The organism is Pseudobutyrivibrio ruminis HUN009 (genome assembly GCF_000703005.1).
GTDB classification, from domain to species: Bacteria; Bacillota; Clostridia; order Lachnospirales; family Lachnospiraceae; genus Pseudobutyrivibrio; species Pseudobutyrivibrio ruminis_A.
Map to the genome: position 1 here is coordinate 555,484 of NZ_JNLH01000001.1, position 22,363 is coordinate 577,846.

The window sequence follows — 22,363 nt, forward strand, 5'->3', positions numbered from 1 at the left end:
AGCATTTATTTTCTCTCTTTCAAATATTATTTAAAGCAAGTAACGCGAAAATCCATAACCTTCCGTGTACTGTAAATTTTTGATAGCTACAACTTCATCGTTAACATTATCTATGATAAGCATACTTATCGATGCTTCATCATTAAACACCCAACTAGTTTCTTTCCCATCTACAGTAATAACTATTCTTTCTTCATCATCACTTATCTCATAATTCTCAAGCTCAACATTATTTCCCTTACAATAATAAATATTATTGTCATGATTATTTAACTCATTGTCATCCATCTGAGAAATAGTGAAACCATTAGGTTCTGCATACTCTTCTTCAAACTTATTAATATAACCTGACTGGTCGTATACAAGTATTGTATAGTTTCTATCTCCCATAAAGTAAAACAAATCTTCTGGAACATTTTCCATTGCGATACTGTCATCTATTCCAAGCATTTGAGATGAGGTATATTTAGTTTCATCTGCAAATATATCTGCAAATTCTTCTTTAACATATGTGCTGAACCGTAATGCACCATCATTATTCAAGTGTATTTCGTCCGCAAAATCATTGGCTGTATACATTCGCTGTTCTTCATCCCAGTTAAATGTCACATTGGGATAGTTTTGCACATAATAATTATAGTATTCATTAACCTGATTTATGTATTCTTCTGTCATTTGAGAGTTATCAGGCATCGGTGGTTTGATAATGTGAACAGCTATATTGTTTTCCACACAAAGTTCCACTGTTTTCTTAAAATAATAATCATAAAGTGGTTTAACTGGAAACTCTGTATATGGTCTGTATTGGGTTGTCACAAACTGAGCATTACCAATGGTAGTATACCTTCCCTTATGCAACTGCACTTTTTCAAATGCAGCTAAATTAGTTGTATACCTGTCTTCTTCTGTAGAATTCAAAAGCGCTGTTATATATTTACTAGGAAAATATATTTGACATGCAACAGCATCTGCGTATGACCCAAAATCTGCGTAAAATAACCCTGTATCATCTTCCAATATGCGTGCATTATTTATTATTTCCAAATTGTCTAATAGACTAAATCTATGAGCCGGTACGATTTTATCCCAATATGCTTCCGTATATTTAAAATGAGAATCATGATACGACAAAAATACATCTGTTGGCAAAGCATTATTATTTAAATAATCTTTTAAAACATAATACCCTTCTACTGTAGATGAACCACCTATTGAAAGGTTCACCATGGAATCAGATATAACTTCTGGCATGTAGGCCGAATTACAAGAGGAATCCCCTATAACTATATATTTGTAATCCTTATCTTGTTTTGTTTCTGTAAAAATCTTGTTCCAAAATGTATATGCAAAATCCTCGTTACTATAATGCATTTTACCTAAGCATAAGCATATAGATAAGCCCCATATGGGTACCGATACAAGCGCACACTTAAGTAATAATTTCATTATCTTCTTCAAAACTTCTGTCCTTCTTTCAAATATCCTTCATTGTGCTATTATTCATATATCTCCCTAAATCCCTTTTCATCCCATTAATTCTCATATAGATACACTTGGTATCTATCATCCCCATATACTTTTTTGCCTTCTAAATCAAATGTTTCACTAAATGTTTTAATAGCGTCTTCATCGTCTACTGTATATATAGCAAAAAAATCTCCTGTAGGTATATCTCTATGCGAGTTGTGTTGAAGCCACAAAAATGTAGAATCAAACTCATCATTCATAGTCCACATTTCTATATCTCCATTTGTGAGCTCAGTAACCACTTGGCTTCGCCAAAATGAAGCCACACCTTGAGTATAGCCAGATTCCTCTAAAAAGCTGATAACTGGCTCAAAATCTATATTAGCCCTGAGTGGCTGAGATATATTTGCTTTGACAATTCCTATTGCTGAAATTATAGCAAATAACACCACAGCATAATGTAAAGCAACTCTTTCAAATACCTTTAATATAGGATCTGTTTTGATTTCTATAATTAAAGCACCAACGCCAAATTGCACAATGGGTAACCAGTATTGTTCTTCGCCCCAAACATATGTAAACACCATCCCTACCACAAAAAATATGCCTAATAATGATGCAACATATATTTGACATAGCTCACTTAATTTCTTGTAGTTCACAATCAATCGAATTACAGAAATAAAGACTAAAATCCCCAGAGCCAAGCCACAACCTGCACCTATGCCACTTAATGAAAAGAACTTCTTTGTGGCAAAATCTGTCAGTCCAAAGCTATCAAAATACCATTTGAATGTTTCAAGCCATGAGCCAGATCCTTTGCCCCATACCATGCCTTCCTGATTTACAAAATGGTATTTATTAACAAAAAATACTAAATTGATTCCGTATCCTATTAAGTTAAAAAACATCCCTGCAAAAGCTGCCAGTGCAAACTTGTGTTTCAAATCATTCTTATTAAAAAATCCAGATTTAGACTCCTTCCTGAATGACATATATAGGATGCACAATGATGCAAATACGACAGGAAAATAAAACAGCACAAGCATTCTCATACCATTTAATCCAGCCAGTACACTAAACAACGCAAGCAGCACCCACGCAAAATACTTTTTGAGGTCTTTTGCGAGCGTAAGCATCAATCCAAAAGACAAAACAATAAACATCGAATGAGGAATATAATAGGCTCCCCAAATCACATCAAAGAAATACCAAAAACCAAAAGGCCAACTCAATATTGCTATAATCCATTTGCCACCATTTTTTAATTCAAGAGCATGTGCCAAATACAACCAACTAAGCAAATACAGAACCAGTGCCATAGCCGCGCCTATGGTTCTTGCAACTAGCCAATTATCCTGAGAAAGCCACAGACCTATGCAATAAAACCATTGCATGCCTGCAGCCTTTATTTCAGTCGAGTATATCCAGTTTTTGGTAATTAGAGCATGTTCTTGATTCATCAAATCAGCAAGCACCATTTCTGCAGCCATATCTGAATCAAGCATCGCTCTACCATGATTTAGAAAAAAAGCAATATCGTATATTATTCCCGCTAATGAAAATAGCCATGGAGCTATAGCATGTATTTTTTCTTTCATCTCCACCTCTAATATAGATTAACTATTATTGAATCCACTCCGTAGTATTTTGATGCACACTGGTTACAGTTACCATATTTAGCATCTTCGCCAAGCGTTTCTCGTGGAATATCGTCCAAGCTGACATAATAAGAGTACTGACACCAATCAACATTCTCTCTATCGATTACAACATCAGCACCATCTTCTGCAGTAATTACTTCGTTCAATATATCATCCCAAAAATACCAACTCACCTTGATGAGAAGCGCCTTCTCATGTATATCATATTGGATGAGCTGTTTATACGTTTCTCCCTTGTATGTGTTTAAACAACCAACGCTTGCTATTATAAGGCCAACAACTATTGCATATCTAAATGCAATTTCTTGTTTTACACATTGAGCTATGAATACACCAATTCCATACGCAATGACAGCAAAGCCTATAAACATCATATAATCTTCTACATAATAAACTCTTGGTGTAAATTCAGAATCAATAGTCTTTGCCGAACCATACACATAAAGAAGTAGACCACTAAATGCAGAAACAAATAAGCATATTGTGCCTAAAGTAATAATTATGAGATTCTGCCTTTTTTTTGAATTTTGACATAAACCTATAAGTGCTATCAAAAGCACTATAGCAAGCACCCATGGTTTAGTTTGTATCGTAGTGGTAAATCTTGAAATAATCCTGTGTCCCGTAACAGATACAGCATCAACAATACTATACCCTGTGCTATTTTCATTGGACATTCTGGTATAATTTCCAGGTGCAATAACCATAAGCACACCTGATACAATATAAAGAATTAAAGGCAAAGCTTTTTTCTTGAAAGAATCTCTGTTTTTGAAATTTTCAATAAAAACAAACAATACATAAAAAGTACCAATTGCAACACAATACATCATACTTGTACATGTAATCATGCCTACTATTATCATGCATATATATCTTTTTTTATTTGATGTATCAGCCAAATATCTAAGAATTGAAGCACATGTTATCATACACATCATCATCATTCCCGAATACCCTGGCGTTCCAGACCACCAATTATACACATCACTGTAGTAATAGCTTGTTGTAACTAACAAAGCTACCAGAAATGTGATGACATCTAATACTAACTGATTTTCTATTTGAAACATGTACTTAAATATAGTTCTTACTGCCCATAGTATTCCAATCATAATAACAACATTGGCTATTATCATGCATATTCCAAAACTATGTCCCACATTATTAAATAAGTATAATGGATTAAACAATATCTGTATGGCTATTGCGAATATTCCAGAGTTACCAAATGAATTATTGTAATTCCAATTGATTCTATGAAACATTTCTACAACACGATTTTTAGACCACCACTCAATAGCCCATGCGAAATCGTCATTTGCTGGCATTGAATAGAATATAGAATATATGAATGGTATAAACACCAAACAATATCCAATTAATAAAAATATATGGTAAAGCTTTATTTTTTTTGTCATTACTGCTTCTCCGAATTGCCTAGTCCATCATAGTTGATGACTTCCTTGATAACATATTGTGGTGAATTATTTATACTAATAAATATTCTTCCTACATACTCTCCAATCAAGCCTAACACCAATAGGATTAAGCCTCCCAAAATCAGAATTACTGATATAGTAGAACTCCAACCTAACATTCTGGTTGGATCAACAATCTTTCGTACAATTACATAAATTGCATATATGAATCCTAAGAAAGCTATTAGTGAGCCGCTATAGGAAGCTATTCTTAAGGGTATAATAGAAAATGAAGTAAAACCATTCATCCACAAGCCTAATAGCTTCTTGAGAGTATATCCTGACTCACCTTCTAAGCGCTTTCTATGATTAACTGGCACATTGCATATGCTCTTTGTTGTTCTAAGAACCAATCCTATAACGTATGGATATGCGCCTTTATATTTAAGAATTTCATCAATTATGTATCTTTTTGCAGCAAAATAGCTAGACACATACAGCTCTTTAGGTTTATTAAGCATAACCTCTGTCATCTTTTTATTCACATGGCTTCCCCAATTTCTGAACCCTGAATGCTGTTTGTTATCATATTCAGCATAAACAACATCATAGCCTTCTTCAATTTTAGCCAGAAGTTTATCCACCTCAGAAGCTGGTGTTTGACCATCATCATCTAAACAAACCACCACATCTCCAGACACAAAATTAAAACCAGCCATCAATGCTGCATGCTGTCCGAAGTTTTTCGCATGGCTTATTCCTATAATATTATCATTTTCTCTGCAAAGTTTTCTTATGACAGAAAGAGTTCCATCAGGCGAGCAATCATTAACCAATATGATTTCATATTCATATTGTGTCATTAACTTCATTTTTTCTTTGATTTCACCCACTACAATTGTTAGTGTGTTTTCTGAACCATAACATGGTATTACGAATGATATTTTCATTTCTTATTCCGTTTCTATTCTCTTATTTTGTATATTTTTATTTGACCATACTCAGCCACCACCTGACAGCCATAGGCACTTAAGAGTTTATCTACATCTCCATCTATACAAGTTGTCACATATTTAGATTGAACATTTTGTATATAGTAAAGTGGATAATCCTCAAAACAACAACTTATTCCAAACCCACTTGGTAGTGCATATAGTTCATTGAACGATGATGTCAGTGTCCATACAACAGTATTGTCCCATTCGTCATCCGTGATAGGCATTACTTCTTCCAAAGACTGGTCTTGAATCGCGTTATACAGTGCCTCGTCCTTTTCTGGCAAACCAGTATAGTATGTATCTGTTGTAAGCCAACAACAGTACAAAGCTACCGCAATTATTGCTACTTTAATAATCTTACTTTTATAATCATGGGCCACCATCAGAAACCCTATGATAGTGAAGTTCATTAAATGTCTACAACCCTCTGTCGCATCATACAAAACCCACATAGCTACTATAAGAGAAAGCCACACAATAACAGCTGCAAGTCTATACAGATTTCTTTTTGTAATCAAATCTTTTATCAACAAAATTCCCAGAACGAAAAACAATAGATACCATGACCCTCTCATTGAAGACCTAAGAAGCAATGCTTCTTTCATGTATCCAAAGGATTCCTCTGCGCTTGATTTGAATAAATCTATTACTGCTGACGGATTTTTTAAAGCCTCCATATCTATAAGTGTGAAAAAGTATGGAGCAGCATAATATTTGCTTATGTAAAGAAATGCAAACATTGTAGTGAGGATTATAATAACTTGAATAATCAGTTCCACATATTTGCGTCTTTTTAATAATGCCACCATCATGAGCAAGCTTAAACTTGCAAAAAAACCCTTTGCACTAGTCAGATAGGCTATTATTACATAGCTAGCAATTCGCATTCCAATGGAATCTTCTTCCTTTATCACTTTGTACACCAATAAGCAATATATTAAGCCTAAAGCTGTAACCATTATTTCAGGTGTTCCGGAAAAAATGTATCTGGTGCTTATACCATATGATATAAAAATTAAGGATGTGAATATTTGCTGCTCAATAGTTGGCTTTAATAAAAAATAATAGCAGATAAAGGCTATTGTCATAATCAAAGCATTAAATATTATTGGTGAAGCAAGATTCCATCCAAAGACCTTGCCAAATATAACAAACGGCATAAGAATCACTGGCCCCCAAGCGCCATAAGTGCCTCTTATTGCATGGCTTTCTGTATAACCAAACACGCCTTGAGGGCTTCCATAATCCACCATGCCTTCTATCTGTTTATAATAAAACATTTCATCATTCCACATAGAGCATGATATGGATAGTTTGTTGAACCAAAGCCCTTGTGCCAGCATATAAACAATCATTGAAACAAGTGTTGTCAATGCGGCAATAGCAAATATTGTAGTATTCTTTTTATCAGAAAATATATTTTTTAACATTAATAGTATAATCCGCCTTTGCTAAGGAAAACAAAATATTTCAATCCAAGCACAATATGCGCAATCATAGGAATTGCTTCCAAAACAATAATCCCTGTGGCCTTAATCATCTGGGTTTTATCTTTTATTTGTATCGATTTTACGTCTTTTATCCATACTATAAACGAATACATGAATACTATGAAAAGTCCACACATGTATCCCCACGCAAAATTAAAGTGACCTTCTCTAAAACCTTTTTCATAAAAAACAATGGATGTTATTAATCCTGATAAATATATTTGCCAAGCAAATCTAAAGCCAGAATCGTTTTTCAAAAGTTTAAAATGAATAATCAAAACAACAAACGGAAAAGCTGTGGCAAGAAGCATCGAAACAGGAAGGTTTGTTGTGTATAGTTTCCATACCCTAAACAATTCTATTCCTAGTCCATTATCTTCTCCTCTAGCTGATTTTCCTTGGAACACTCCAGAATACTGGGATAAAAGACCAATCAAAGTAGGCACATAACACAATGCATATAGAAATGATTGTTTAAAATTTCCAAACTTTGCTTTTATAAATCTATATAGCATTATAATTGCCAATGTAAACAAGTGAATTATAGTATAGCTAGGCTTTGTTTCAGTAACTAACAAGAGAGAAATAGCATAAGCTATATACAAAAACAGCACCTTAACGCGTGGTTTTGCTTTAAAATCCTCTTCATATCTTGCTACTGTTAACATGCCCAAAATAAACGCCAAAATCATAAATGGCCTTGCAGCCATATATGTTCCATTGTGCCAAGGATTAGGAGTAAAAACACCTAGATAATAATAACCTGTTACTTTCAATGAAATCCAATCGGCATAAATCATGGAAGAAAAAAACAATGCATACGTTGCCAATGTTGATATTATTCTATCCTTGGTGACAACTGTAATAAATATTTTGGTTATGAATATCGCCAACACATTATAAAATGTTATTGTGTATGCCATAGCCAATTCTGCATATCCACAAAATTTCATAAGAAAGCTAGCAGTTTTAAACATTATTCTGTAAGGGAAATCGTACAATTCATTTGTCCCAAGAACTTCTTGCACATATGCCTTTATATCAGAAAAGAATGTCCCATCTACTGTGATTGCCTGATTAAGAAACAGATGGAACATCGCTTTTGAAGAAATATATAACAAGATAAAAAACAATATATAATCTATTATTTTAATTACTTTCTTACTCATTTGCTCCCCGTCTAATCTTTGATACAAAAATCACATCATTTGGTTTTCCATCAATCCATACATCAGCTTGTGCTATTCCTTCCATAGACATCCCAGCTTTTTGTGCAGCCTTGAAAGAAGCTATATTGTCAGCCAATATTCTACCGTATATTTTGTACATACCTAGATAATCGAATCCATAATCCAGAGTCAGTTTTAGTGCTTCAGAGCCACGACCACCTCCAGAATATTTCTCTTCACCAAGCAATATTCCATACTCGCATTTTTTATTATCCTTATCAAGGTGTATTAAATATGTACTACCGATTCTAACATTATCAGCCTTATCCCACACTACAAATTGGGCTATATCATCTGTTAGCACTTTATTTTTTATCCAATTTTTCTGGCCTTCAACAGTGAATGGTTCTCTTAGTAAAAATCTCGACATTACAAAATCACTATTTCGCCATTTGACAAATATTTCTGCATCTTCTAAAGACATTGGGGTGAGAAAAATCTTCTCACCCTCAATTTTTAAACTAGCGTCCATTATAGAAATCCTTTACAACCTTAACTACCTTTGCATGATCCTCATCTGTAAGACCATAGTAAAGAGGAAGACGTACAAGTCTCTCGCTCTCTTTTGTTGTGTATACATCCTCGCCATCAAAACGACCATACTTCTTACCAGCTGGTGCTGAGTGAAGTGGGATGTAATGGAATACCATAAGTACTTCATTTGACTTAGCGTAGTTGATAAGCTCTGTACGCTCTTCAAGATCCTTGCACTTGAGGTAGAACATGTGAGCATTGTGCTCGCATCCTTCTGGAATAGTAGGAAGCTCTACCTTACCTGCATCTGCAAGCTCCTTGAATGCATCATAATACTTATTCCAAGAATTCATTCTGTCATCAAAAATCTCGTCTGCTTTTTCAAGCTGACCATAGAGATATGCAGCATTAAGCTCTGATGGAAGGTATGAAGAACCAGCCTCAACCCATGTGTACTTATCAATCTGTCCACGGAAGAACTTAGCACGGTTTGTACCCTTTTCACGGATAATTTCAGCCATTTCAGCATTTGCTGGATCATTGATAAGAAGAGCTCCACCTTCACCCATTGAGTAGTTCTTTGTCTCATGGAAAGAAAATGCACCGTAATCACCGATTGTACCAAGGGCCTTGCCATGATATTTACTCATAACGCCCTGTGCAGCATCCTCTACAACCTTGAGGTTGTGACGCTTTGCAATGTCCATGATTGTGTCCATCTCGCAAGCAACACCTGCATAGTGAACAGGAACGATTGCTACAGTTTTGTCTGTGATAGCTGCCTCGATCTTTGTCTCATCGATGTTCATTGTATCAGGACGGATATCTACGAATACTACAGTTGCTCCACGAAGAACGAAAGCATCTGCTGTTGATACGAATGTGAATGAAGGCATGATAACTTCATCGCCTGGCTTAATCTCGCATAAGAGAGCAGCCATTTCTGTAGCATGTGTGCAAGATGTTGTGAGAAGCACCTTTGCGGCACCTGTTCTGTATTCTAACCAATTGTTACATTTCTTTGTGAATTCACCATCACCGCAGATTTTGTGCTGTGCGATAGCTTCGTTAATGTATTTTGTCTCTGTTCCTACGAAAGGTGGTACGTTAAATGGAATCATTTCTTTGCTCCTTTTTATTCAAAAAAATCATAAACTATAATACCGTCAAACTCATCATCAGCCTTTACCTGCGCTGAAGTGTTTCTGACTTTTATATAATCACATAATGTGTTGGAAATCTCTGTGCCACAAAAATACACATGACCATTGAAGAAATCATCAATGAAAAGTGTATCCAAACCATTGGCATGAATTTGTTTCCAATACATTGGTGTATTGTACACCCATCCGCCCCAAAATACCATATTTTTTGGAACACCATTTTTATATACGGTGAACGGATCCGCTGGCAACGCCAGTGATAAATCATAAATATACATATTATCTGGATGTTCTATCACATAGTTTTCAAGGCTATTTGACTGAGCAATATCAGCATCTCGATAAACATCATGTGCAACCGTGTATGTATATTTAATCATATTAGTGTCAGGCTTTAATATAAAACCTGCCATCATTATTAGAGCCATCAGGCATGTGGTTGTAATTAGCGGCTTTTTGTTTTCTATTTTGCCTAGCTCATTTATCATCTTTACCACTGATGGAATAAAGAAGATAAACACAAGAGCCTGATATGCTCTCATCGGAAATCTTGCCTGGATTAGGAAATATATTGAAACCAGCGCAAACATTCCAAATAAAGCATCTATAGTGAGTATTGCTTTTTTATCTATTAGCTTTTTGATGGACAAGATGTTTGTAAAAATCAATAATGCTATCCAAATTACAACCTGTAGATTCACCACCATGCTTGGCATGATGAGGTTGTAGGCTCTTTTTATATAATCCTTTGTAGAAAGGCTTGTGCCTTCATAAGCATTTAGTATTGTCTCGAAGTTTTCTGTGGTGAGATTCTCATCCATGAAAAACCAGTTGCTGGCAGCATTGTAAAGAGTCTCATCCCAACCCACTGATTCATAAACACCATTTACATCTTCTTCATATGGCAAATGAGGATAATCAATCCAAGTTCCTGCCTGCGCGTAATATTCATTGAAATCTGCAATGCCAGTAGCCTTTTCATAAATTGCATTGCTTGCATAGGCTATAACCATCGCAATGATAATTATTGCTGTCTTCTTTATTACCTGCTTTTTGTTTTCTCCAAAAAACTCAAAGAACAAAACAATAAGTACCGCTGCAAGTCCAACCAATCCAAACTGCTTTCTGATGCCATATGCCAATACCAGCATAATTATCGCAATTACGAATTGAGCATTTATAAGCTTTTCCGACTTCATGCTTGCAATTAAGCTGCTGGCTGCTGCACCTGCCACGAGCCCCGCTGTAGCTGTGTACTGCAATGCTGTAGAAAAATGCATGAAGCAGAATAAAAACATTATGATGAATGTAAATAAACCAATTAGCTTTTGCTTAGTAGTAGCTTTGCATCCGCCCAATAGGCTGTCTGCAATGATCCAAAGGCTTATTGCAACCATGGCAAGCTCGAAAACTGTGTACCATGCAATGCCATTATACAATCTATAAAACAAAGCAATTATGCCGTAGTAGTAGAAGCTTCCGAATATGGTGCCTGCTTCAGGTGTGCCAGTGGTATAGCCTGCTGTTAGATACATTAAAACTTTGTCATCATTATTTTGGAAGCATACAGGGCATATTATCCATAGCAACGCTAGCGATATAGCTACCACTATTAATGAAATAAGCCAATTTTTTTTAAGTACCATGACTTACTCCTCTTCCTGCACCAAATAAATAGGGCGCTTCTTTGTTTCAAGATATGTCTTTGCCATGTATTGGCCCTGAATGCCAAGGCAAAGTAACTGAATCCCTGAAACCAAAAGTATGATACATACCATTGATGGCCAGCCACTTGTTGGATCACCAAAGATAAGTGTACGAACGATAATTACAATAATGAAAAGGAATGCAACCAAGCACATGATGCTTCCAAAAACTGATGCAAGTGTAAGTGGCGCTGTACTGAAAGCGACGATACCATCGATGGCATAAATGAAAAGCTTCCAGAATGACCATTTTGTCTCTCCTGCTACACGCTCTACATTTTCAAACTCTAACCATTTGCGTTTGAAACCAACCCAACCGAAGATTCCTTTACTAAAGCGGTTGTACTCTCCCATTGAAAGGATGGCATTGACGACCTTTCTAGTCATCATCTGGTAATCACGAGCTCCATCTACGATATCAGCACTACTGATTTTATTCATTATCTTGTAGAACTTACGAGCAAACCATGAACGAATAGGTGGTTCCCCTTTTCTATCTACGCGACGAGTTGATACACATTCATATTCGCCACTTTCTATTTCCGAAAGCATCTGAGGTAGCATTGATGGTGGATCCTGCAAATCCACATCCATGATTACTACATAATCACCCTTTGCTTTTTCAAGACCGGCATAAATGCCTGCCTCCTTGCCAAAATTTCTAGAGAACGATACGTAGTGAACTCTTTCGTCCTGCTGATGTAATTCCTTTAGGACCTTTAAAGTATTGTCTCTTGAACCATCATCAACAAACACAAACTCCAAATCCACAGAAGGAAGTTCGGACTCCATTTCATGTATTGTTTTGTAAAAAATAGGTGTGGCCTCTTCTTCGTTAAAACAAGGCACCACGATTGAAAGTAATTTTTTCAACGCCATTTCCTCTTATCTTGGATAATTTACTGTAATTGAATTCTTTTTGTAGTAAACATTTGGAAGTATCTGCTGGGAATCATAGAAAGCATCTAAATCCACTGCATATACCTCACCTGGCTCCATGCCAGAGTACAAAAAGTATTTATTCCAAGGGATGTTATAATCCCTATTAACAACTACATCATCTGAATCACTTTGCTCTATTTCAAGCAAAATACCGTTCCATAAATCATAGCTTGCTGCAATTTCAGCACGTTTTACATAGACTTCATAGGAAACTGTTGTAGCGTATCTTCCTGTGATTATTAAAGCACATGCACCAAGCACTGCTACACCACCTGCTACAACATAGCCCAACTTTTCAAAATTCGTTTTTACGAAGTAACCAATCCATTGACCTAATATAACCGCACCAATGCAAATTGTAATTTCAAATAAGAAATCAAACACATATTGCATACGAACATCAAGGTATGTACGAGTCATACCGCGACCATATACATATGGAAGCAAGCAACCTAACCAAATACAAACTGAAGCAAGTCCATAAAGTATGATATTTCCTGGTTTAATATTCTTGCCGGCACTAATTGCAACCCCCACAATAATAAGTACAGCGAGAATAATTATTGTAACTGGGCGTTCTGTTATAATAGCCATTCCAAAAAACTTTACATCAGCAATTGTTTGTATTATTGAATTACCAGCCGAAACAGATTCCGTATACTGACTCTGACGAGCAAAATTCCCTGGTGCTGCTACTGCTATTAAGCCAGCAATAATGTAAAAAATCAGTGGTAAATATTTCTTAAACACATTATGAGAGAAATGCTTATCAAATTCCTTCCTGATAGAAACAACATATAAGAAAAAAATTCCTAGAGGAATATCAAGCGCTGTTGTGTTTGCAGCAAGAGTTCCTGTTATGATTGCCCAAATGTAATATTTCTTTTCGCCTGTATTTCCAAATCGAATGATGCAAGCTGCCGCAATAAACATAAAAGCAACATTCATAGGATACGCAACCATTCCAACAAACCAGCTGTATGCCTCTACATAGTAATAGTTTTCAATAAGCATAATTGCAACAAGAAAAGTAATAACGGATGCAATTAAATCCAAATTACTATGATTTCTAATTGTATAAACAACGACTGCCTTTACTCCATATAAAACAGCCGCCATACATAATAGAAAAGCGGCAATCATATATAAACCATATGCATGACCTAAATGAACGTGTAGATTTAAAGGGTTTAACAATAGCTCAAAAACAAAAGCAACCATTGTCCCACCGCGTTTCATAAAGAAAAAAGGAATCGCATTAAAGAATTCTATAATTCCATTTGCATATGCGTCTCTGCCTAGTGCCATAGCAAAATCATCGCTAGCTGGGACTGAATAATATATTGAATATACGCAAGGAAATACTAGCATCATGTATAGTACTCCAAATACTATATTTCTTTTATTTATAAGCCTATTCATCTAATTATTCACTCCATTTCTAGTGCTTTGGTATGACAATAACACTAATCTCTTCATTTCCTGAGCATATTCTAATATTTTCTACTACTTCTTGACTTTCAAACCCTATGCCTTTCAATATGTGCGTTTCTTCATAAGCATTATAATCAAAATATATTTCTAAATTCTTTTTGTCTTCTTTGTTATAACAAGCACGGAGTACGGACATGTTGTAATCATATTCTTTTTTTACTTTATCTATGCTAGTAATGGTAACATACCAAGGACGTTTTTCTGCTTTTATTGTGCCATAATTATTGATTCCTAACTCTCCGAATAAAGCACTTATGCATAATACAATCGCTATTGCTATTATGGCATTGGTATCTATTAAATTCATTTCTGAAATCTTAGCACCAATCTGGATAAATATCAGCCCTAAGTACATATATATGATAAAGTTAATCATAAAAAGTATTCTATTTGGTATATCAGCATTAGAATATCCAAGTGCAACTGAAAACGTTAATCCAAAAAGTGATACAAGCGCCATTGCTATTAATAAAGTTATCGATACTCTATTGCTATTGTTCAAATATAAGTATCCTATAACAACAAAGCAAAATAGCATAATAATAAAATATGGATTCTCTACTGATTTCAATAAGCATTGTGCATTATTTGAAAGTGCATTTATGAGAGCATCTCCCACTTTAATCTCTGTTGTATAGGATTTGCTTCTAGCAAAATTTCCAGGAGCGAAAACCGAAATCACACCCCCAAGAATCATAAATAAAAGAGGATATAATTTTCCAGTTTCAAATTTTCCATGCTCCCTTAGATATTTTATAATTTCAACCAAATATATTATTCCAGAAAACAAATCCAATTGAAATGCAAAACAAGCTATAAATCCAATAAAACATAATATGATATATTGAGGCTTTGACATTTCAGATTTAAACAGCTTTATGATTAAGATTTGATTCCACATCATAAAAATTACATTCCAGAGATACACATTCCCCACAAACCAATAGTATATTTCGTCATATATTGCACTATTGAAAAACGCTATCAATAACAATATGTATACTGTTTTAATTGCTTTATCATTTTCTATTTTAAGTATATGTTCCATTATATTCTTTATATAAATGTAGAGAACATATATAAACAACAGAAATGTGCTAATCAGAAACACTCCTGTAGCATATTTATAATATCCAAGCACATAAAGTGGATTAAGCAAATACTCTAGAAAGAAAAATGGCCACAATCCCATCCAATTCATGTATTGCTCATTGGTTTTTTGTATTATTTCTGCTAGAGATATTCCATTGGGGATTATATCTTTCGCCATGGCAAAATCATCACTTACTGGCAATGCAAAAAATATCGTGCAAACAAATGGAAGCGCACATAAAAATACCAAGAACAAAAACCTGATATCTACTACCATTTTTAATTTTTCAAAACTAGTTTTTACCTTTTTTTTCACTCACTATCACCATTTCATATGTAATGTAAATCATAGTTGCAAAATAAACAATTGCATTTAACCAAGCCATTGTTGTAAAGTTAACCAATTGATCAAACAAAAAGTTTCCATATGTTGTAATCAATATTAATAACTGCGCCAAAACAAGTGGAATCACTTTCCAACTAATAAACATCATTACTATAAGCAATATTTCAGCAGTATATCCATATCTTTCATGCATTCCTGGGAGAAATTCTACACATGTCATCACACAAACAAAAGTCATATAAATCATGTTTGTTGTATTTATTTCAATATTGTTATAAATCCACGAGAACATAAAACATCCAATTATAAGTATTGGAGTCATAACAGCCATTGTTTTCATAATTACATATGTATCTGCGCTAGAGATAGTATATTCATTATTAAGAAGATTCCAAAATGTTGGATAATTCATAGACATTTTAGGATACCAATCTGTCTGACTGAGATAAATTCTAAATACATCTAAAAATCCTCTCCCCGCAATAACTGCTGGAAGACTAAGGATTTCCATAACTATAGGAATTATTCCAAAATAAAGAATAGAAAACTTCCTTTTTGTGAAATAATAATAAACAAAAAATGGTAGTACAAATATAGCCTGTAATTTAAAACCAAATGATATTCCTAATAAAATAAAAGAAACGAGGAACTTTTCTCTATTCAAATAGATTAAAGCAAATATTGCAAATGCAGTATAGATTGAATCGCACTGCCCCCAGCCAGCCGAATTGAGTAATACAATTGGTGAAGAAATTGCAATTATAAAAGAAAGAATTGCTTTGTTTCTATTCTTATTTGTGATATCAAAAACAAACCATGCTACTGCAAACGCTTGAATAAAATCAAATATCCCACTAGAAACCTTAAATGCATCAGCTGGATTTACCGGCAAATACGTAAAAAAAGCAATGAGTGTTAGATAAGGTAAATTGTAACTACAATCATTTAACTGATGTCCTAATCCAGCAAACCCACCCGTTGCTTTCAACTCGTTATACCAACTAGTAAGAGGGTTACTCAAATCAGAGTTAGTAAAATCCCTTAATGAATAACGAATTATAAAATTGATAATAATAGCGGCAAACAATGCCACTACCGCTATATTTTCTTTTAGAAATTTCAGAATTTTGTCTTCGAATTTAAATATCATACGCTATCTCCAAATCATATATTTTTCTATACAAATTCGATTCATTATAACATACCTTAACATTCATATCAAAAGCATCACATAAAAAGCCCCTCCCTACTGGATGACCAGTAAAGAGGGTACATATCAATGCCGTGTATAGGTAATAATTATTCTTATTATGAATAATATAAATAAGATGAATGAAATAATGCTTGCTACGCGCCAGCTTGCTGGCTCTACAAATTCCACTGTAAGATTACTTGCGTTGCCGCTGTAAGCAGCCTGAATGCAGTTGTTTTCTCCTGCTGTCCATTCAAGTTCGTTTCTAGATTCGTCATAGACATGTAAGTTATTGTATGCCAAAACAGGAAGTGTTACAGTGCCTAAGTCTTCATCAATGACAACTTCAGTGGCTTCTAGTAAGCCCCTATCTGTGTCGATTGGAAGATATAGGTTGTCGGCCCAATCTGCCGGTGCATCAGTGTATGTGACCGTTACATTGCCCCATGAGAGGGTGTAATCGAAAATCCCTGTTGTGGCAACAGCCAGCAGTCCAACAATAACAAAAGTTATCATAGAAAATGTATCTATTCGTTTCAACAAATTAAACTCTATTACTTTGCCATCTGTCCTATCGGATATTTTTGTTCCAACGAGCTTAAGGCAATATACTGCTGCAACTATAAAAAAGAAGGTTTGAAACATTGAATAACGCCATGGATATTGAACTGAGCTCATAAGCTTATCCACTGTACTTTCTCCTGCAAACTCATCCCAAGGGAAGTATATGCTAGAAATCCAAGCTGATATCACTCCGAATCCAAACATTGTCATTGCCATTTTAAACTTTTCTTTGGTATGATTCGGGGCTAGCCAATGTCGCTTTGTAAGCACAATCACTATCGTAACTACGATAATGGCGAAGCATAACACCGTTAGTAATCCAAGATTCAAAAAGCCTTCGTTTTCTGCGGACCATGGCCAATTGCTTCCACGGCCAATGGTCACTAAGCCAAATATCTGGCTCAGATATAACCCATCTCCTTGAATGCTTGTTTGAGTCATGGCACTGTTTATATAAAGCTTCATGGAACTGTAAGAACTAACAAATGGCACCAGGAAAAATGCGTTTAATCCTAGCGTTGCTACCAAAGCAATCAACAATTCCTTTATGACCGCAATGGTCCTTTTGAAATTTATGATAGCAAATATGAAAACAAACACTGCAACTATTTCTGTTGTAAGTATATGGCTCTCTATCAGTCCTGAAGTGCCAATTATAAGTGGCATCGTAAGTTTCAACCTATTGTGACATTCCCTCTTAGTAACGTATATACGGTAAACTCCATATGCTACAAGGGGCACAAATATCATTGCTGTGAACTCCCCCAGGGCAGTTCGAACATAAAGGTTAGAAAGGCGGTATCCTGAAAGTGCGTATATGGTAGTTGCAATCAACGACCATCTTCTGGAATTGAAAATTCCTTTAAAACTATAGAAGCCTACCAACACTGTAGCTATATTAACAAGTATTACATAAACATTGTAAGCTCTCCACACTGGCATTCCTGCCAAATACATCAACGCCGGAATATACAAGAATATATTTCCGTAAAATATGGTACTCACATATCCATGACCATACCAGGCCTCCGATTCATAGCGTACTGGAAACTGTCCCTTTTGAAGTTCCTGCGCTATAGCTTGAATTCGTCCTAAATGAAAATCCAAATCATGCCCTTGATAAATTCCACTTCTAAAAGCTGGAAGACTTGCTATGAATACAAGTGCAAGCAATGCTATGGTAATGCAAATGCGATTTCTATCTAATATTTTTTTCATTATTGAGCATCACCTCGTCCTAATAATACGAAGTTACCATCTGTAGCAATTTCCTTTGTGTATGTATTAAGAAGGAAAAGACCTGTTTCGCCTTCGCGGAATGCCTCATATTTTACGTTAGACTGATCAATCAAAACATAATCAGCCATGTTCTCAGGATGCAATGTATAGTAATCCAAAAGCTTTGTGTTCTTTTGTGTGCGTGCGTACACTGAATATGTGCCCTGATGAGCCACACTATTGAGATATCCTGTACTATTGCTTCCAAATGCAACCAACAGATAATCATCCTCACCAACATACTGACTCACTAAATTGTACACGGACTGATTAGCCATGTAATCCTCTGGCAAGAGTGCGATTCCTTTGAGCTCGCCTTCTGTAACTATCCAGCGCTCCTTAGTAACATCTGAGTATCCGCCATTGCCTTCTGCAACCCAGAAGCAAAGGAAGAATGTGGCAGCTGCAATTACAAATCTCACCAAGCCTATCATTTCCATTTCATCATCTGCAGCAATAATTAGTACTGCTATAACTGCATACACTGACATGTGCCCTGGAACGGAAATATCCTGATTTGTTGATACGCACCAAATCAGCTGTGCAGCCACTGATACAGTAAACATCATCCAAAGGATGCCTTTATCATTTCCAAGAGTGTTATTGTATGCACCGATTCTTGTGTAAGAAGATTTTTCTTTTTCCCTAAGGAAGTAAGGCAACCAAAAGAAAAGTATAATGCACGCATATACGAATCTTGAATTAGAAACACCATCCCATTTAAGCAAACAAATTCCAACTAAAAATGCCACCCAATAAATTGTAAGAATAACTGCCTCAGCATATTCTGAAAAGTATCTAGCTTTTCTGATTAGGTTGATTACTACAATCGGGAAGTATGCAACAACTGCAAGGGCTGCATAGCTAAGAAGAAGCTTGCCAAGACGTACAGCAACACTCTCTTCATAGTCCTGATCTCCCAGGAACTGGAGCTCTGAAATAGCTTGTGGCAATCCCGAAGTTAAATGCAAATAAAGGATAAATGCTCCGCCTATAACAAGGCATGTGATTACAAATGCCACAAGTGCCTTGCCAGGAACCTGACCTTGATACATTCCAAAGATGATTGCGCAGCCAATGAATACTGCCATAATAATCATAGTTGGATATCCAAGAATTCCAACACAGCACGCTATGCCCATTAGCACAAAATAACGGACCTTTTCTGTTTCATAATATCTGATCATAAAACAGATAATCATCATTACAGCCATCTCACAATATGACTTGTACGAAAAATTCTTCCATGTAACAACAAACATAAAATAGAAAAGGGCTGCGTAATAAGCACTATTTTCATATTTCGTGTTTTTGATAGTGTAGAAAAGGTAAAGTGCAATAAGACCTCGAACCACCATATAGACAATTCGCATATACAATACCAAGCCTATATTAATTCCAACGGATAAAAATAAAGGTGATAACACCTGATAATAAAGAGCAAGAAGCGGCCATGCTAAAAAGCCACCAGTTTGCAAAGATTCCCAGCTATCAGTGAACATATGCTGTCCCTGATAAATGCCTTTGTATATTGTAAGTAGACCATTTTCATCTACATACAATCCTGTATTTAATGTGAAGGCACACCAAACAATTATGCCTATAGCTACCAGTGTTCTAAAAATTGTTCTTTTTATATTAGATGATTCACTCATTTATAATAATCTCCTGCTTATTTATACTCAGATTATTATAATCGGAATATAATAAAAAATCCACTCGACATTTAATCGAGTGGATTTAAAATTAAGTCCAAATTATTGTAATATACCTGCATCAATGTACGCCTGAATAATTTGAGTATCAGTCATACCAGCCTGTGGAGAAGATAATGGAACCTGTACTGGCCATGCGCCTTCCTTAACTGCTGACTGAGAGCCCTTTACCATGTCATATACAGAGTATACTGTCACATTGTTTCTACTTGCATCTCCAAGTGTTGGGACAACTCTCCAAGTAACTTCTTCTGGATGTGTTGCATAATGAACATAATATGCGACAATATCATCACCATATTCAGCACGAAGATCAATATTTCGTGTTGCATACACATCAATGTTAAAAATCGCGCTTGGCTGACGTTCTTCCCAAAGGCCATAATTAAGAAAATGTGCAAATAATACACTTGCATCACTTGTACCTAATGCATCAACAACGTCTGCATTTGCTTTAGCATAATACTCTGCATCAAACATTGAATAGATACACTGAATCTCTTCTGCGGTTAATTCTCTTTTGTATTCATCAGCTCTGCTAGCTGCAAATACATTTGTCGAAAATACTGATACAGCAAAAGCTGCTGCCAATGCGAGAGAAAGAACCTTTGTGATTTTAAACCTCTTCATTGTAATACCTTCCTTTTAATTTATTATCCACAAAATATGGATTTTATCGTATCTTGAGAATATCTCAAAATAATGTGTAAATCAAGTATATTATTTGAAGATTGTATAAATATTAGAATTCTTTATTACATACTATTTTCTTTAGATTTCTATCATATACAAATACCTCAACACTAGAACCTGAATTAGAATAGTTTTCCCCATTAAATATTATATTTTCTCCTGAAAACTGGCCATTATTCATTACCTTTACAACATCGTCATCTTCTAAGTAGAAAACCAATTCTTCATCTGACAAATAATCAAGTATTTTAACAAATCCTGCTTCAGTATATAGCCACTTAGCATCCATGTCTCCATCATCAGAATAAATGCCAAATAAAGATAGTTGATCCTGATAATTCATCCATGCACCAATTCCTTCTACGCTAACAATAGTAAATAAGTCTTCATCACTGATAGATTTTTCTAAAACTGTTTCTAGATTGTCTGCCTGTTCCAACTCACTGGCCAATTTCAGATGGTTGTAATATTCCAAATCCTCATTCCACAGACTACAATTTACATCATTTCTTCTGTCTTCTATTTGATAGTTGGCCGAAATAATATCTCCAAGATATTTGGTAAGTTTTTCTGCACCATAAGCATTCAAATGATCACTGTCCAAATAATCAATACCATCTACGATATGTAATTTTTCTCTCCAAGCATTGCAATCAAAAAATGGTATACCGCTGGCAGAGGCATAAGATGCAGCCGCATTAATAATACTTTGTTGTTCTGTGTCAATAAGTGCAGGTGCCACAAAAAAAACCAATTCAAAGTCATTTTCGTAGGATAATTCAACTAATGAATCCAGCCATTCAATATTACTTTCGCTCAATTCTCCAACGCCAGCATTCTGCAATGCCAATAAATCTGGAATTTCTGACCCATTCGCACTCCATGTATAGAATGCCCCTCGCCCAAATTCACTTGGATCATATTGGACAAAATCATATTTAGTCAATTCCGTATAACGTGTATGAATGAATGGCCACCTAAATATATACTCTCTTCTTGTTTCATCATCAATATAGTCATAATCATTAACTAAATCCACTGAATTCTTGGATGTTTTCATACCTAAAAGGTTTCTATATTCATTAGCCTCTACATCCATCTCATCAAATAACAATGCATAAACATCTACAGCCACCACCTTAGGTGACTGTGTTTTTAGTAATTCTTTTATTGCATAATATGTGGAGGTTTTATCCATCCCAGATACGGACATATCAAAAGCTGTCATTCCATAATCCGCCCAAAGCTGGCATGGATATATGCCGCAAAAGACGTGACTTGTTCCCACAAACGCTATATCTATTGTATCATCAGGTGTATTATAAAGTTGCTCGTACACTGATAAATAATCTCCTGTAGTGTCCTTCCACTTTAAACAATCATAGGTAATTTTAATTGAAAGTGATACCACAAGCATGCCTATTAATAGCCTAAA

General features: G+C 35.2%; 17 protein-coding genes. All 17 read right to left on the bottom strand.

Features of this window, described 5'->3' with window-relative positions; genetic code table 11:
* Window positions 1-30: 30 nt before the first annotated feature.
* Window positions 31-1,371, bottom strand: coding sequence for a hypothetical protein (locus BO15_RS0102490; protein ID WP_033152050.1), 1,341 nt, complete (start codon window positions 1,369-1,371; stop codon window positions 31-33).
* Between the two features lie 161 nt (window positions 1,372-1,532).
* A complete protein-coding gene (locus BO15_RS0102495; protein ID WP_033152051.1) occupies window positions 1,533-3,068 on the bottom strand; it encodes a hypothetical protein in 1,536 nt (511 codons plus the stop codon).
* Window positions 3,069-3,076: 8 nt separating this feature from the next.
* On the bottom strand, window positions 3,077-4,552 hold the full coding sequence (locus tag BO15_RS0102500) for a DUF6056 family protein (RefSeq protein WP_033152053.1): 1,476 nt from the start codon (window positions 4,550-4,552) through the stop codon (window positions 3,077-3,079).
* On the bottom strand, window positions 4,552-5,502 hold the full coding sequence (locus BO15_RS0102505; protein WP_033152055.1) for a glycosyltransferase family 2 protein: 951 nt from the start codon (window positions 5,500-5,502) through the stop codon (window positions 4,552-4,554). The genes BO15_RS0102500 and BO15_RS0102505 overlap by 1 nt, the downstream gene beginning before the upstream one ends.
* 14 nt (window positions 5,503-5,516) lie before the next feature.
* A complete protein-coding gene (locus BO15_RS0102510; RefSeq protein WP_033152057.1) occupies window positions 5,517-6,980 on the bottom strand; it encodes a hypothetical protein in 1,464 nt (487 codons plus the stop codon).
* Window positions 6,980-8,209, bottom strand: coding sequence for a hypothetical protein (locus tag BO15_RS0102515; RefSeq protein WP_033152059.1), 1,230 nt, complete (start codon window positions 8,207-8,209; stop codon window positions 6,980-6,982). Before BO15_RS0102515 ends, BO15_RS0102510 begins: the two co-directional genes overlap by 1 nt.
* On the bottom strand, window positions 8,202-8,741 hold the full coding sequence (locus tag BO15_RS0102520; protein WP_033152061.1) for a GNAT family N-acetyltransferase: 540 nt from the start codon (window positions 8,739-8,741) through the stop codon (window positions 8,202-8,204). The genes BO15_RS0102515 and BO15_RS0102520 overlap by 8 nt, the downstream gene beginning before the upstream one ends.
* Window positions 8,731-9,864 (bottom strand): dTDP-4-amino-4,6-dideoxygalactose transaminase, encoded by a 1,134-nt coding sequence (gene rffA, locus BO15_RS0102525; protein ID WP_033152062.1) that lies wholly within the window; start codon window positions 9,862-9,864, stop codon window positions 8,731-8,733. The genes BO15_RS0102520 and rffA overlap by 11 nt, the downstream gene beginning before the upstream one ends.
* A gap of 14 nt (window positions 9,865-9,878) precedes the next feature.
* The gene (locus tag BO15_RS0102530) at window positions 9,879-11,552 is read right to left on the bottom strand and encodes a hypothetical protein (protein ID WP_033152063.1); all 1,674 of its coding nucleotides are present in this window, start codon (window positions 11,550-11,552) and stop codon (window positions 9,879-9,881) included.
* A 3-nt stretch (window positions 11,553-11,555) separates the two neighbouring features.
* Window positions 11,556-12,485 carry a glycosyltransferase family 2 protein gene (locus tag BO15_RS0102535; RefSeq protein WP_052169729.1) on the bottom strand — a complete coding sequence of 310 codons (930 nt, stop codon included), beginning with the start codon at window positions 12,483-12,485 and terminating at the stop codon, window positions 11,556-11,558.
* 12 nt (window positions 12,486-12,497) lie between these two features.
* Window positions 12,498-13,928 (bottom strand): hypothetical protein, encoded by a 1,431-nt coding sequence (locus tag BO15_RS0102540; RefSeq protein ID WP_033152065.1) that lies wholly within the window; start codon window positions 13,926-13,928, stop codon window positions 12,498-12,500.
* Between the two features lie 67 nt (window positions 13,929-13,995).
* Window positions 13,996-15,456 (bottom strand): DUF6056 family protein, encoded by a 1,461-nt coding sequence (locus BO15_RS0102545; RefSeq protein WP_033152066.1) that lies wholly within the window; start codon window positions 15,454-15,456, stop codon window positions 13,996-13,998.
* Window positions 15,434-16,636 carry a glycosyltransferase 87 family protein gene (locus BO15_RS12995; RefSeq protein WP_052169730.1) on the bottom strand — a complete coding sequence of 401 codons (1,203 nt, stop codon included), beginning with the start codon at window positions 16,634-16,636 and terminating at the stop codon, window positions 15,434-15,436. Before BO15_RS12995 ends, BO15_RS0102545 begins: the two co-directional genes overlap by 23 nt.
* 126 nt (window positions 16,637-16,762) lie before the next feature.
* Window positions 16,763-18,460, bottom strand: a complete 1,698-nt coding sequence (locus tag BO15_RS0102555; protein ID WP_033152067.1) for a hypothetical protein — start codon at window positions 18,458-18,460, stop codon at window positions 16,763-16,765.
* A complete protein-coding gene (locus BO15_RS0102560) occupies window positions 18,460-20,175 on the bottom strand; it encodes a glycosyltransferase family 39 protein (RefSeq protein WP_033152068.1) in 1,716 nt (571 codons plus the stop codon). The genes BO15_RS0102555 and BO15_RS0102560 overlap by 1 nt, the downstream gene beginning before the upstream one ends.
* A gap of 102 nt (window positions 20,176-20,277) precedes the next feature.
* Complete coding sequence (locus BO15_RS13000; RefSeq protein ID WP_052169731.1) at window positions 20,278-20,865, bottom strand: hypothetical protein; 588 nt, start codon at window positions 20,863-20,865, stop codon at window positions 20,278-20,280.
* Between the two features lie 112 nt (window positions 20,866-20,977).
* On the bottom strand, window positions 20,978-22,267 hold the full coding sequence (locus tag BO15_RS0102570; RefSeq protein WP_157752303.1) for a hypothetical protein: 1,290 nt from the start codon (window positions 22,265-22,267) through the stop codon (window positions 20,978-20,980).
* Window positions 22,268-22,363: the final 96 nt, after the last annotated feature.